The sequence below is a fragment of the Paraburkholderia guartelaensis genome, from assembly GCF_004353905.1.
Taxonomy (GTDB): Bacteria; Pseudomonadota; Gammaproteobacteria; order Burkholderiales; family Burkholderiaceae; genus Paraburkholderia; species Paraburkholderia guartelaensis.
Genome location: NZ_SMOD01000001.1, coordinates 496,695 through 510,699, shown reverse-complemented (window position 1 = coordinate 510,699; position 14,005 = coordinate 496,695). Strand labels below are relative to the sequence as shown.

12 protein-coding genes and 1 pseudogene are annotated in these 14,005 nt (G+C 64.3%); 3 read left to right on the top strand and 10 right to left on the bottom strand.

Going from position 1 to position 14,005, the window contains the following annotated elements; genetic code table 11:
* Positions 1–214: pseudogene (locus E1N52_RS44545) on the top strand (ISNCY family transposase); the annotation flags it as partial.
* Between the two features lie 156 nt (positions 215–370).
* Here E1N52_RS44545 and E1N52_RS02255 read toward each other — a convergent pair.
* Complete coding sequence (locus E1N52_RS02255) at positions 371–1,150, bottom strand: alpha/beta hydrolase (protein ID WP_133179753.1); 780 nt, start codon at positions 1,148–1,150, stop codon at positions 371–373.
* 345 nt (positions 1,151–1,495) lie between these two features.
* Here E1N52_RS02255 and E1N52_RS02250 point away from each other — a divergent pair, with 345 nt between their 5' ends.
* Positions 1,496–1,849 carry a DUF4148 domain-containing protein gene (locus E1N52_RS02250; RefSeq protein ID WP_133179751.1) on the top strand — a complete coding sequence of 118 codons (354 nt, stop codon included), beginning with the start codon at positions 1,496–1,498 and terminating at the stop codon, positions 1,847–1,849.
* A 27-nt stretch (positions 1,850–1,876) separates the two neighbouring features.
* Here E1N52_RS02250 and E1N52_RS02245 read toward each other — a convergent pair whose 3' ends face one another.
* From E1N52_RS02245 to E1N52_RS02220, 6 genes are all read right to left on the bottom strand, one after another.
* Positions 1,877–3,460: a TolC family protein gene (locus E1N52_RS02245; protein ID WP_133179749.1), complete on the bottom strand. Its 1,584-nt coding sequence runs from the start codon at positions 3,458–3,460 to the stop codon at positions 1,877–1,879.
* A complete protein-coding gene (locus E1N52_RS02240; RefSeq protein WP_133179748.1) occupies positions 3,447–5,483 on the bottom strand; it encodes an FUSC family protein in 2,037 nt (678 codons plus the stop codon). The genes E1N52_RS02245 and E1N52_RS02240 overlap by 14 nt, the downstream gene beginning before the upstream one ends.
* Positions 5,464–6,516, bottom strand: a complete 1,053-nt coding sequence (gene mdtN / locus E1N52_RS02235) for a multidrug transporter subunit MdtN (protein ID WP_133179746.1) — start codon at positions 6,514–6,516, stop codon at positions 5,464–5,466. The genes E1N52_RS02240 and mdtN overlap by 20 nt, the downstream gene beginning before the upstream one ends.
* Before the next feature lies 1 nt (position 6,517).
* Entirely contained in the window at positions 6,518–6,805 is a 288-nt protein-coding gene (locus E1N52_RS02230) for a hypothetical protein (RefSeq protein ID WP_133179744.1), read from the bottom strand.
* 161 nt (positions 6,806–6,966) lie between these two features.
* On the bottom strand, positions 6,967–8,373 hold the full coding sequence (locus E1N52_RS02225) for a heavy metal sensor histidine kinase (protein WP_133179742.1): 1,407 nt from the start codon (positions 8,371–8,373) through the stop codon (positions 6,967–6,969).
* Positions 8,370–9,047, bottom strand: a complete 678-nt coding sequence (locus tag E1N52_RS02220; RefSeq protein WP_133179740.1) for a heavy metal response regulator transcription factor — start codon at positions 9,045–9,047, stop codon at positions 8,370–8,372. The genes E1N52_RS02225 and E1N52_RS02220 overlap by 4 nt, the downstream gene beginning before the upstream one ends.
* Before the next feature lie 359 nt (positions 9,048–9,406).
* Between E1N52_RS02220 and E1N52_RS02215 the strand changes: the two genes are divergently transcribed.
* Positions 9,407–11,083 (top strand): alpha-keto acid decarboxylase family protein, encoded by a 1,677-nt coding sequence (locus E1N52_RS02215; RefSeq protein ID WP_165979307.1) that lies wholly within the window; start codon positions 9,407–9,409, stop codon positions 11,081–11,083.
* A gap of 80 nt (positions 11,084–11,163) precedes the next feature.
* Here E1N52_RS02215 and denD read toward each other — a convergent pair whose 3' ends face one another.
* The 3 genes from denD to E1N52_RS02200 are packed head-to-tail and all read right to left on the bottom strand — an operon-like array spanning position 11,164 to position 13,908.
* Positions 11,164–12,153, bottom strand: coding sequence for a D-erythronate dehydrogenase (denD, locus tag E1N52_RS02210; protein WP_133179736.1), 990 nt, complete (start codon positions 12,151–12,153; stop codon positions 11,164–11,166).
* A 50-nt stretch (positions 12,154–12,203) separates the two neighbouring features.
* Positions 12,204–12,992 carry a 2-oxo-tetronate isomerase gene (gene otnI, locus E1N52_RS02205; RefSeq protein ID WP_133179734.1) on the bottom strand — a complete coding sequence of 263 codons (789 nt, stop codon included), beginning with the start codon at positions 12,990–12,992 and terminating at the stop codon, positions 12,204–12,206.
* A gap of 22 nt (positions 12,993–13,014) precedes the next feature.
* Positions 13,015–13,908 carry an MFS transporter gene (locus E1N52_RS02200; RefSeq protein ID WP_133179733.1) on the bottom strand — a complete coding sequence of 298 codons (894 nt, stop codon included), beginning with the start codon at positions 13,906–13,908 and terminating at the stop codon, positions 13,015–13,017.
* Positions 13,909–14,005: the final 97 nt, after the last annotated feature.

The window sequence follows — 14,005 nt, the reverse complement described above, 5'->3', positions numbered from 1 at the left end:
CAGGCGCAACGAACACGAACCGGGCAAGAAGAAACAACGCGAGTTCACGCAGGCGGATGTCGAGCAGGCGATCACGGATCTTGCCCAGCGTAGACAGGTGCAGCAATCGCCCCAAAAACCTGGCCGGCGGTCTGCAGGCAGCAGTGGAACTGACGCAGACACCCTTCCCGCTCAGGATCCGTCCTTCGATACCGTACAGGCTTCAGACGCATGAAAGACGAATCCTGAACCTGCTAAACCCGGACATTTGAACTTGGCCGGGAAGCGGACATCTGTATCTGGCCATGACATGATTTGTGAGTCCCAAGTTCAGATGTCGTGTTTTCACTCGCCGCGCGCCAGCCTCAACCCAACCGGCGCGCGCGCAAAATCACTGCCCCTGTTGCTGCGCAGCCTGCTCGATCAACGCGGCCACTTCCTTCGGATGCGACTCGTAAACCGAATGGCTCGCGCCATCGATTTCCACCGTCTGGGCGTGAGCGCGCTTCGCGTACATACGCTCGAGGTCCGGGTTGATGATCTTGTCCGCCTTCGCGACCAGATAAAACGTGGGCTTGATCTTCCATGCCGGATCCGGGATTTCCGACGCGAATACACCCGCCGCAGTCGGCATTTGCTCATGGGCCTCGAATTCGGCCTGCGCAATCGGAAGATCGGCTGCGAAATCGCGCGGATAGTCGGCCGGATTCAGGTACAGATAGTCGTCGGCTGTCTTCACAATGTCCTCATGGGGCGTCGCGTTCGGATAACGCTTGCCATTCGAGACTTCAGTTTCGCCGACATCAAGAGCATGAGCGGCAATGTAGACGAGCGACTTCACATGTTCGTCGTTGCCCGCCTCCGTGATGATCGCGCCGCCGTAGCTATGGCCGACGAGCACGCACGGCCCATCCAGGCTATCGATGACGCGCTTCGTCGCCGTCACGTCGTCCTTGAATGACGTCAGCGGTTCCTGCACGAGCGTCACGTTGTAGCCGTCCTTCGTGAGAATGTCGTACACCGGGCGCCATCCGGCGCCACCCACAAACGCGCCATGCACGAGGACGACGTTCTTGATGGGCGCGGCCTGCGCTGTCGTAGCGGCACCGGCAACCAGGCAAAGTGCCGCTGCAGCATGAGCAACGGCAGAACGGAAGGAAGGGAAAGACATGGCAGCTCCTCGGAATGACGCGGTGTGAACGAATCGATTGACAACACGGCCAGTCTAGAAAGCTGCCTCGAACGAGAGGGTTACCCAGTCATTACGAAATAATGACGTGCCCGCGCCGGGGGCATCGAATCAAAGGGGCGGATGATTCGTTATTTTCTTGTAATGACTGGGTAACCTTGGCGACCGAAGCACCTTCCTACACTGCAACCACGCAGTAACGCTTTGCCTCGCTTAGCCAAGTTTCAAGCTGTTCGTCCCTAAGCCTGTCTTCGCGTCCATGCACAGTCGATGCTGCGGCTTTCCTTCCCGACTCATCCGCTCTACGGATATATAGGAGTATTGATCATGTCCAGGCTTCTTCTCAGCATTCTCGTCGCTGCTTCCGCCGTCGCCGTTCCGGCATATAGCTTCGCGCAGTCCACTCAACCCCTGACCCGCGCCGAAGTGCGCGCGGATCTCGTGCGTGTCGAGCAGGCCGGATACAGCCCGGGCCGCGGCGACGACATCGACTATCCCGCTGACGTTCAGGCTGCCGAGGCCAAGGTCGCAGCGGCACAATACGCGCAAGATTCGGCGCAACGCGATATGGGTGGCGTATCGATGGGGAGCAGCTCGGCCGCGGGTTCTCGTACGCATACGCCCGCACCGTCCACCTGCGTCGGCCCGGCCAGCTTTTGCATGACGTATTTCGGCAGCTGAATCACCGGCGCGGTATGTTTAGCGATCCTACTGAGACGGCTCGCCTTCCATAGAGGGCGAGCCGATCTCGCCCGTTGCAAGGGCGAGCGTCGCAGCGGCGGAGAGCGCGGCGCTGTAGCTGTCGGCATACGCGTTCTGCGCGGCAAGCAGCTGGTTCTGCGTGAGGAGCGCGTCGGTAATGGTGCCGACGCCGTGCCGGTACGCGGTGAACGCCGCGTCGTAGGTCGTCTGCGCGGCCTCGACCAGTGCCTTCGCGGCATCGTTCGACGCGAGGCTCGTGGAAAGCCCATTCTGCGCGGCAACGATCTGTCGAACGGCTTCCTGCTTCGTATGGGTCAATTGCGCGGATGCACTGTCCGCATCGTTGCGCGCCTGCATCAGCACGGCGGAACGCAAGCCGCCGTCATATAGGGGAATCGTCACACCAAGAAATATGCTGCCGCTGCGCCGGCTGCCGTTCAGGTTCACCGTCGCCGCCTGATCGCCGACCGGGGGAATTGCCGTGATCGACGTCGTGCCGGTGCCGTACGCGGCCGTGGCGGAGAGGAATATCTTCGGCATGAAGGCGGATTCGGCCGCGCGGATCTTCGCCTGGTTGGCCTCTTCCAGCGCAAAAGCGCCCTGCACGTCCGGCCGCCGCGCAATCGCATCGGTCACGATTTCATCGACGCTCTGGTGCAGCGCCAGCGTGAGCGTACGCGCGGGCAACGGGGCGATCACCGGTTTCGACAACGGCGATATGCCGAGCGCAGAGACGAGGCTCAGATAGCTGTCGCTCAACGCGCCGTCTGCCTGCACCTTCAGGAGATTGGCCTGTGCGCGGTTCTGCGTGGCCTGTGCGACCTCGACAACTGTGCCCACGCCCTGCTTTCGCCGCGCGCGCGCGGCGCTAAGAATCCCGTCCGCGTTGTCGAGCGCCTGCTGCGCCGTATGCTCTCTCGCAGTCGCGGCTTCGTACGTGTAGTACGCGATGCTCACGTCGTGGATCACGTGCTGGTGAACGGACGTGAATGCGACGTTCGCCGCCACGGAAAGCTGCTTGGCCGCATCGAGGCGCGCACGGCGGCCGCCGAAATCGAATAGCAGCCATTGCAGTGCGAGCACCGAAACCGTGCCGTGAATGTTCGAGTTGGTCGATGTGGTGCCGAGCAGCGGCGTCGATGCCGCGCCGCTCGCCGCTTCGTATCCGCCCATGGCGGTGGCGGTGAGCTGCGGCAAATACGCGGTCTTCGCGATGCCCGCAGCGAGCGCCGCATTGCGCGCGTCGTTCCAGGCGATTCGCGTGAGCGGGTTCGTCGACTCCGCGAGATCGATCAGCTCGGGCAGTGTATACGCGTGGTTCGCATCGAGCGTCGCAGCGGGTTCGATCGCAGCGAGCGCTGAGCTGCGCGGCAACGTGTAGCCCGCCTGCGTCGAGTCGCTGGCGCTGTGCGGCGGGCCGGGCACGATGTTGCCACCAGCGTCCGTCTGCGGCTGCCAGGGACGGTCCGCCGCGGGAGGCGCGAGATCGATCGATGAGGTCGCGCAGCCCTCGAGCGACGCTATGGCCAATGTGGCAACCATCGCGGCAGCCATTGCGATGAGCCGGGGCGTCGGTTCAAGGGCGCGCATCGGTCGTCGTCTCCGTGGCCGAGGCTGGGCGCGTGATGTCGGCGATCTGTCCAAAACGCTTTGCGATGACGTTCTGAAGCGCACCGAGTGCGGGGTCGGCAGTGTGGTCCTCCGCGGCCTCGGCACCTGGCGTCTGCGTATCGGCGGCACGCTGTGCTGCTTGCACGTGCGCGTCGTCGCCGGCCGCGAGACGCTGGGCGATTTCACCCAGCCGCGCCGCGCCCGCCCGCCCTGCCGCGAGGACCAGCGGCCCCTCCAGCGCCTCGATTTCCGCGAGTGCGCGCCGCCGGCTCGCCACCCACGCCGGCTCGGGACGCACCCACGAAGGCTCGTAGTGAATCAGGCCGATATCCTGGCGCAGCCCGCCGTATTGGGCGAGCGCGCCTGCCGCGAGCGCGCTGCGCGTGCGGGCGTCCGCTGCGCGCGCGATACGGGTCCATTGCGCAACGAGCGCCTTGAGGGTCGCATCGATCCGGCTGGCGATGCTCACGGGCCAGACGCGCGTGAAGACCAGATAGGTCACGACGTTGCCGATCAGGATGCCGATCACGCGGTCGCGCGCAAGCGTGAGGTCGAACGCGGGCGCCGCGCCCTGGATCACGCACAGGAAGAAAGCGAACGCGATCTGCATGCCCGCGTACGAGATCCGTGCGGATCCCATCGCCACCCACGCGGCCAGCCAGGCGCCCGCGAACACCAGCGCCATCAGCTCGCCCGCCGAGGTTAAGCGAGGCGTCACGAACACGATCGCCAGTGTGCCAAGCAACGCGCCGACGAGGCAGCCCGCGATCCGCAGTGTCAGCTTCTCGACGGTTTCGGCCGTGGTGCTGAGCGACACCATATAGCAGGTGATGAAGCACGTATGGATGCCCTGCCAGTCGAGCTGCTGATACAGCACGTAGCAAAACATCGCCGCTGCCGTGGTCTTCAGCGCGTAACGGACGTGATCGGGATTCGAGAACGCATCGGCGTCGAAAAAGCCGCTGCGTGCGGGAGGCTCGGCGGCTTTTTCAGGAGCCGGAACCGGCGCTGCGGCTGCCTGCGAAGGCGGCACCGCGAAGCCCTCCAACGCGGTGCGCAGGTCGGCGAGTACGAGCCCCGATAGCGCGGCTCCCTCGGGCAGGTCCTGCACATCGAGCGTGACGTCCACGGGATAGCCGCCCGCGTCGAGCATCGCGGCCATCTGGGTCATCGTTTCGGCCAGTTGCGCCGCGCATGCGTCGGGCAGGCGCGCGCCCGCTTCGCTCGCCGCGAAATCCGTCGCGACCAGGATCGCCGTCGTGGACGCCGCCGCCTGGCGCAACGCCGCACCGTCGGCCGGTGTCAACGTGCCTTCGAGCGCGGAGAGCTTGAGCCACGTGAGGATCTGATGGTCGCCCTCCCGCATGCACGCTTCGAATGCGGCGCGCTCATCGTCGGTCGCCGTGCCCGTCAGGCGATGCGCAGCGAGCCTCAGCCGCCGCGCCAACTGCGAGGTGGCGAGCCGGCGCGGCGACGGTGCGATCACGAGATTCACGACGATCGCCACGCCAATCGGAATCGCGACCATCAGCCACGCGTACAGCAGGCCGCGCGTTGCCGCTTCGCCCACCGGCGCGAGGCCGAGTTCGTCGAGCCCGAAGCCGACGATCATCGCCAGGATCGCGCCGATTGGCCGAAGCTTGCTCGCCGACGTAGCGAATAGCAGTCCGAACGACAGGAGCGCCATGCTCGCCACGCGCAGCGGCGGCTGGTCGATCGTGAGGATTGCGAAGATCATCACGATGCCGATGATCACGGTCACGAGCAGCATCAAGGCGAACGACATGACAATGCTCGTCATGCGGTCGGGCCGGTTCAGAAAGAACACGATATACGCGGAAGTCGCGGCATCGGGCGTGCCGTAGCCGGCCGTCATGAGCACCGTGAGCGCGCAGATCAGCGCAATGCGCGAAACGATCGCGGCGCGCCCAGGGAACGGCGCGAGCAGCTTCGCGATTTCCCGCGGACCGGGCCTCCTGATGTCACCGGCAAGACTGGCCATGCCGGACCTCGACGATCGCACTGGCGCCGATGCGCACCAGTCTGTTGACCGGCGCGTCGATGCGCACGCGAACCGGGAAGCGTTGCGCCACGCGCACCCAGTTCACCGACTGCTGCACGTACGGCAGGCTGCGCGGCAGGTTCACACGGTCCGTGTCCATGATGCCCGCGCCGATGCCGATCACCTTGCCGCTCATCGGCTGTCTGCGGTCGATCATCGAGTACACGGTTGCGCAGTCGCCCACTTCGATGGCGCCGAGCGCCGTCTCGCGGAAATTCGCCACGGCAAACCATTCGCCCGAATGAACCAGCGTGAAGATGGACTGGTTCGGCGCGACCGTCTCGCCCGCGAGGATCGTCAGTCCTGTCACGTAGCCTTCGAACGGCGCGCGCACGACCGTATCGTCGAGCGCGCGCTGCGCGATGGCCAGCGCGGCCTCGCGCGCGTGCAATGCCGCGATGGCGTCGGTGTCGTCGCCTATCGTCTGCGCGGAAGAGCGCTGCTGCACCTTCGCCTGCGCGAGCGAGACGCTCGCGTCGCGCTGCGCCACGACCGCCTGGTCGAGCTGCTGCGTGGACACATAGCCTTGCGCCTCGAGCGGCCGCAGCCGGTCGACACTGCGCGTCGCGAGGTCGTAATTGTGCGTCGCACGACGGGTCTGGTCGGCGGCGATCGTCGCGTTCGACGTCTCGCCGATCAGCGTGCGGCGGCGCGTGGCGAGCGAGGCGCGCGCCAGCTCGACTTCGGCCTGCGCCTGCGCGACCGCGAGCCGGTACGGCACCGGATCGATTTCGAACAGCACGTCGCCCTTGGCGACATGCTGGTTCTCCTCTACGGGCACACGTATGATGCGGCCGCCCACGGGGGACGCGACGTGCACGACGTCCGCGTCGATGGATGCGTCATCGGTGGACGGATAGCGTGACGACCGGTCGTACGCGTACCAAAGCGCCGCGGCGCCGAGCAGGACGATCACGACGGCGATCGCGCGGCCCTTCCATGCATGTCGAGGGTTCTGGCCGGCCATTTTCATGTCAGAGCTGCCCCGTTCCCCACAGCCAGACGAGCACCCCGGCGACAACGCCGATCGCGGTGCAGACGGAAAGCTGGTACGGCACCACGCGAACCCAGCCAGTCGAGATGAAGACGCGATGCGCGACGAGCGCGCCCACGATGCCGATCACGGCGCTCACGAGCCAGTACGGAAAGTACGCACCGAAGAGCGACCAGGACGGCGCGCCGCGGGCCGCGCAACCCGCAAGCGGCATGAAAGCCAGGAATGAACAAACGACAGCGAGTCTGGGCCATGTACGTTGTTTCATCGCTTCTTCTACGCTTCATGACTGGGCTTCATGACTGGAATAGATGCTGAATTCCACTCGTACGAACAACCCACGCGCGCACCGACGGGTTGCGTCCCGCATTCCCCAATTCAAGGCAGCCCATCATAGCGCGGTTTGTCGCACCGCCGCCCCTGGGGCGCCTACTGGCCCAGCCGCTCGCGCTGCCGCGGGAACACGAGCGTAAAGCGCGTCACGCCGTTGCTGCTGGACGCTTGCCACGTTCCGCCGTGCAGCAACATGATGCTGCGCACGATCGAAAGCCCGAGCCCGCTGGACTCCGACGAGCGGTGCCGTGACGGATCGGCCCGATAGAAGCGGTCGAAGATCCGGTCGAGATGATGCGGCTCGATCGTCGGTCCGCGATTCTCGACATGGAGTGTCGTGGCCTCCGGTCCTTGCTGCGCCACGGTCGAGATCGCCGTACCCGGCTCCGCATAGCGCAAGGCGTTCGCAAGCAGATTGCCCAGCGCACGGCGCAGCAGATCCGGATCCGCGCATATGTGGCCTTCGCCGCGCCATTCGAGGCTCACGTTGCGGTCCTCCGCGAGACCTTCGAAGTACTCCTGCATGCGCTCGAATTCCACCGCGAGCGGCACGTCCTTGCGCTCGATGGCGTTATCGGCCTGCTCGGTGCGCGCGAGAAACAGCATGTTGTCGATCATCTTCGAGAGGCGTTGCAACTCCTCGTAGTTCGAACCGAGAAGCCGCTGGTAATACGCGGTGTCGCGCGTCTGGCTCAAGCCGACTTCGGTCTGCCCGAGCAGATTGCCGATGGGCGTGCGCAGGTCATGTGCCATGTCGGCCGACACCTGTTTCAACTGGGTGAACCCGCGCTCGAGCCGGTCGAGCATGCCGTTGAATGCGGCGATCAGTGCGTCGAGTTCGGGCGGCGTGGCGCGCTGCTCGATGCGCGTCGAAAGCGTGCTGACGCCGATCGCCCCGGTTTGCGCCGCGAGCACACGCAACGGCTGCATGTTGCGGCGCGCGAGGACGAAAGCGAGCAAGGCAACGATAGTCGCGCCAGCGGAGGCGAATAGCAGTATCTGGTTCCGATATGCCCGCAGCAACTGCGTGCGTTCGGTCAGCAAGCGGCCGGAGATGATCTGCAGGTCCTGTTTTCCGGCGACGTCGTGCGCCGCAGCGGCGACGTAGATGAACGGCGTCCCATCGGCCGCAACCGTATGCTGGACCGCGCCGAGCGTGAGCGGCATGTCCACCGGCACCGGCTTCATGTCCGGCACCGCCCGGTGACCGGGATTCACCGTAATGAGCGGCGCTTCACCCGGAAAGCCCACGATCAGCAGCGATTCCGTATTGCCGAGCATGTTCGCGAAGAGATGGGGCTTGTCGCGTATCAGCTCACGCACGTCGACATCGTTCATCAGCGTGCGAAGCTGGTCCACGCGCGTCACCAGCGCCGCGTCGTCGCGCACGATCAACTGCCGCTCCAGCCCGCGATACAGCAAGGTGCCGAGCAACGCCATCGCGGTAAATACGATGAGTGCGTATAGCAACGCAAGGCGCGTGGTGAGTGAAAGCCGCTTCATGCTTCGTACTCGAAGCGGTATCCCACGCCATGAATCGTATGAATCAGACGAACCGGGAACGGGTCGTCGATCTTCTGCCGCAACCGGCGCACCGCAACATCGACAACGTTGCTATCGCTGTCGAAGTTCATGTCCCAGACGCGCGAAGCGATCAGTGCACGCGACAGCACCTGGCCTTGATGCTCCAGAAAGAACGCCAGCAGGTTGAATTCCTTGTTGGTGAGCGTGAGGCGCGCGCCGCCCCGGTCAACTCGCCGCTTCGGCACGTCCACCCGCAGATCCCCGACTTCGAAGACCTGCTCCTCCTGCTTTTGAGGCTGGCCGCGCCGCAATATGATGCGGATGCGCGCCAGCAACTCGGCAAACGAAAAAGGCTTGACGAGATAATCGTCGGCGCCGAGATCGAGTCCCTTGAGCCTGTCTTCGAGCGTGCCGCGCGCGCTCAGGAACAACACAGGGGTTTTGATGCGCGCACCGAGCTTCTTCATGACGGTCCAGCCATCCATCTCCGGCATCATCACGTCGAGCAGGATCAGGTCGTAACCCATCTCCTGCGCGAGGTGCAGCCCGTCGATGCCGTTCGTGGCCACGTCCACCACGTAGCCTGCTTCCGTCAGGCCGTTCTGGATGTACTCGCTGGTCTTGGCTTCGTCTTCGATGACGAGGATTTTCATGGCGTCCGATCCCTGCACTCTCATGCGTGTGTCACTGATTCTGTGCTCGTTTGCGCCCCTATACCAGCCGAGCGTGAGAGCAGTCTAGGCCGCGCGCTCCAACAGGGCAGTTACTCAGTCATTACAGAGAAATGACAAAACGCAGCATGCTCCCTCCCTGATATTTTCTTGTAATGACTCGGTCACGCTCTTGTTTTTGCAGGGCGCCTAGACTTCGATTCCGTTGTACCGCATACCGATTTACGCAGCGCCGTTTCCGCGGAGTGCAATGGATCACCGGTACCGCCCCTTCCTCCAATGACCCACCTTAGGAGTCCTCCATGGAAATCACGCAAAACACGGCCAAACTCACCCAACGCATGACGATTGGCGACTTCCTGCTGCGCCGTCTCCAGGAAGCCGGTATTCGTCATTTGTTTGGTGTCCCGGGCGACTACAACCTCACGCTGTTGCAGCAACTCCAGGATAGCGGTGAGCTGGAATGGGTCGGCACGACGGGCGAGTTGACCTCCTCGTATGCTGCGGACGGCTATGCCCGGCTCAATGGCCTCGGCGCGCTGCTCGTCACGAACGGCGTCGGCGCCTTGAGCGCGCTCAACGGTGTGGCGGGCGCCTATGCCGAGCACGTCCCCGTCATCTGTATCAGCGGTTCGATCCCGCTGCGCTCCATCGATCGCGGCCTCGGCATGCACCACACCATGGCCGACGGCAACTTCGACCACTTTCTGCGCGCCTATGCGCCGGTGACGGTGGCCCAGGCGAGGATCACCCCGCGCAACGCCGTCGTCGAAATCGACCGGCTGATCCTCACCGCCTGGCGGGAAAAGCTCCCCGTCTACATGGAGCTGCCTTCCGACATCGCCTATCTCGAGATCGAGGTGCCGGCCGCGCCGCTCGTACTTGCCCACGTTCCGAGCGATCCGGAACGGTTGCAAACGTGCATCGCCGCGCTCGCCCAACAGTTTTCCGCGGCAACCGCACCGGCGATCCTCGTGGATACGGACGCCGACCGGTTCGGCGTCGTCCCCGAACTCGTGGCGCTGGCGGAAAAGCTGCAGGCTCCGGTCGCGGTGATCAACGCCGCCAAGGGCGTGGTCGACGAATCGCACCCGCAATACGTTGGCATCTACGCCGGCAAGGGCAGCGAGCCTGGGGTGCAGGAAACGATCGAGAGCAGCGATTGCCTTCTCGCCGTGGGCTACCGGCCGATCGAAGTGACCACGGGCGACTTCACGGCGACGCTCCCCGCCCGCACGATCCACGCGCGTGCACACGCCGTGGACGTCGGCGAAGACAACTATCAGGCGGTGACGCTCAAGGAAGTGCTACGGGGCGTGATCGATGCAATTCCGCAGGTTGCGACGCGCGTGCAAGGCCCGGTCGACGCGCCGGCCGCACGGATGCACGTCGAGGCTGCCGCGAAGCTGACACAAGCCGCTTACTGGCAGTCTGTCCAGGACTATCTGCGGCCCGGCGACGTCCTCTATGTCGACAATGGCACGTCGTTTTCCCTTCTCGGCCTGAAGCTGCCGCCGGGCTGCACCTTCATCGGATCGATCAACTGGGGGTCGATTGGCTATTCAGTCGGCGCCCTGCTCGGCGCGCTGACTGCGGCCCCTGAGCGCCGCCACGTGCTGCTCATCGGCGATGGTTCGTTCCAGGTCACGGCGCAGGAGTTGTCGACCATCCTGCACCACGATCACAAGCCGGCGATCCTGCTGATCAACAATGGCGGCTACACCATCGAACGCGGCTATCTCGGCAAAACCGAGCCCTACAACGACATCGCGAACTGGGCCTACGCGGAGCTGCCGAAAGTGCTCCATCCCGGCGCCTCCGTGCAGTCGTTCGTGGCCAGGACCTGCGGGGATCTGCAAAACGCCCTCGCCGCGCCGAACGACAAACTGATTTTCGTCGAATCGATCATGGACGCCTGCGATGCACCCGCGGCGATCACGCGAAGCAGCAATCTGGGCGCCGAGCTCGACTACGGTCCGCGCGGCCCGCAGCACCGCGAGGGTCTCCAACTGCGGTAAAACGAGAACGCCGCCTCGCAAAGACTCAGGTCTGCGAAGGCGGCGTGTGTTATTTCTCGCGCAAGAAGCCGGGCAGGCAATCAACGCTGCGCAATCTTCCCACCGAATTCATCGTCGACGAACGCGCGCACGATGTCCTCGAACGACGCGTCGCCGTGCAGGCCAAGCTGGGACGCGCGCGCGATGTCCCACTGCGCGGGCCAGCTGCCGACGATCTTCTCCACACGCTTATCCGCCTTAAATTCGATCCGTGCCGCGACGGCATCGCCCGCGACTTCCCGCAGCGCGGCGATCATTTCGTCGACCGTCACCGAGACGCCGGGCAGATTCACCGTGCGCCGGTTGCCGAGCGCCGCGCCGTCGATCTCGCATCCGGCAACGAGGCATTCGATGGCCTTGCGTGGCGACAGCAGCCACAGCCGCGTCGAACCGCTCACCGGGCACACGGCCGGCTCACCGTTCAGCGGCTCCCGAATGATGCCGCTGGCAAACGAGGACGCCGCTGCATTCGGCTTGCCTGGCCGCACGCTGATGGTCGGCAGCCGCAGCACGCGGCCATCGACGAAACCGCGCCGCGAGAAGTCATTGAGCAGCAACTCGGCGACGGCCTTTTGCGCCCCATACGACGACTGCGGATTCAATGCGGTTTCGTCCAGGACGACCTCGGGCAGATCGCCGCCATAGACGGCGACCGAACTCGTGAACACGACGCGCGGCCGATGTCCGCGCTCACGGCATACGTCGAGCAGCAGCCGCGAAGCGTCGAGATTGATCCGCATGCCGAGATCGAAGTCCGCTTCCGCCTGGCCGCTGACGATCGCCGCGAGATGAAAGATCGCCGCCGTCTTCTCGTCGATCAGACGTTCGAGCACGCTGCGCTCGGCAATGTCGCCGACTTCGACACGCACGCGTTCGTCAGCCGGCCCCGGCGCCGCGACGACATCGAGCAACACCAGTTCGGTGATCGGCTCGCGCTGCCCATCCGCGCCCTTCAGTTCGCCGCGTGCGAGCAGCTCGCGCGCGAGACGCTGGCCCAGAAATCCCGCACCGCCCGTGATCAGTACTTTCATGTTGCCGTTATTCCTCAGTGTGTCTGTCGAATACGCTCAGCTACGTGCGCTCAGGTGCGCGCCTTGACGTACGGCCTGATCCATCCAAGCCCTTCCGACGTGCCTGCGCGCGGCCGGTATTCGCAGCCGATCCAGCCGTCGTAGCCGAGTGCGTCGATCAGCGAGAACAGATACGGGTAGTTCACTTCGCCAAGATCCGGCTCGTGCCGCTCGGGCACACCCGCAATCTGGATATGCCCGATGCCCTTCATGTCACGCTTGAGCTTGACGGCGAGATCGCCTTCGACAATCTGGCAATGGTAGAGATCGAACTGCACTTTCAGGTTCGGCGCACCGACTTCCGCGCAGATGGCCTGCGCGTCGTCTTGCCGGTTCAGAAAGAAGCCCGGAATATCGCGCGTGTTGATCGGCTCGATGACGACCGTGATGCCGTGAGCCTGCGCGGCCTTCGCCGCATAGGCGAGATTCTTCAGATACACCTCGCGATGCGCGGCGCGCGATTGATCCGGTTTGATCAATCCTGCCATCACGTGCAGCTTGTCGTTGCCGAGTACACGGGCGTATTCGAGTGCGGTTTCGATACTGCGGCGAAACTCATCCTCGCGGCCCGGCAACGACGCCATGCCGCGTTCGCCCGCCGCCCAGTTGCCCGGTGGCGCGTTGAACAGCGCCTGAGTGAGGCCATTGTCATCGAGACGCTGCTTGATGTCGGCGGCCGGAAACTCATAAGGGAACAGAAACTCCACGGCCTCGAAGCCGTCGCGCGCAGCGGCGGCGAAACGGTCGAGAAACGCGTGTTCGTTGTACATCATCGAAAGATTGGCGGCGAAGCGTGGCATCGAAGCGACTCCTTGAATACGGTTAGCGGTTCACGAGCCGCGCGGGCGTCAGCCAGACGGCGAGCGCGCCGATCACGAGCATCGCGGCCAGCACGTACATGCCGGTCTGCGTGCTGTGCGTGAGATCCTTAAGATAGCCGATCATGTACGGGCTTGCGAAGCCCGCCAGATTGCCGATTGAATTGATGATCGCGATGCCTGCAGCGGCCGTCGCGCCGGACATGAACGCCGTGGGCAGCGACCAGAAGAGCGGCGCGCAGGTCAGCACGCCCGCAGCGGCGATCGACAGGAACGCGATCGACACGGCCGTGTTGTCCGCGAACGAAGCCGCGACCGTGAAACCCACCGCGCCCGCGAGCGCCGGACCGATCAGATGCCAGCGGCGCTCGCGACGCTTGTCCGCGCTGTGCCCCATTATGTTCATCACGACGATGATCTTTGCGCGGCGATGCGACGGGAACCAGTAAGTCAGGTACAGAATGACGCCCGGATAAAAACCCGCCTCGGCGAGACCGAGCAGGAAGCGCAGCGCGTAGAACTGCATCGGAGTCCGTACGAAAACGAACACGGCTGAGAGCAATCCCCACGTGATCATGATGCGCGCAATCCAGATACGCGCGCCGAGTCGATGCATCAGGATGTTGCTGGGCAGTTCGAAGAGAAAGTAACCGACAAAGAACACGCCCGCGCCGAGACCGAACACGGTCTCGCTGAACGCGAGGTCCTGCGACATCTGCAGTTTCGCAAAACCCACATTGACGCGGTCCAGATACGCGACCACGTAGCAGAGCATCAGAAACGGCACGATGCGCCAGAACACCTTCCCGTAGGTGCGTTCGATTTCGGCCGCGCCGGGTTGTCCGGCAGCGTCGGCGGCGGATGCAGGGCGAACGGATGCCGCCTGATAGCTTGTCATGCGTTGTCTCCTTCGGTGTGGCGCCGGTTGCAGGCCGTCCGCGTCATGTCGGACGGCCCTCCGGCTTATTGCCTGAGGTGGGTGATACGGAGGGTCC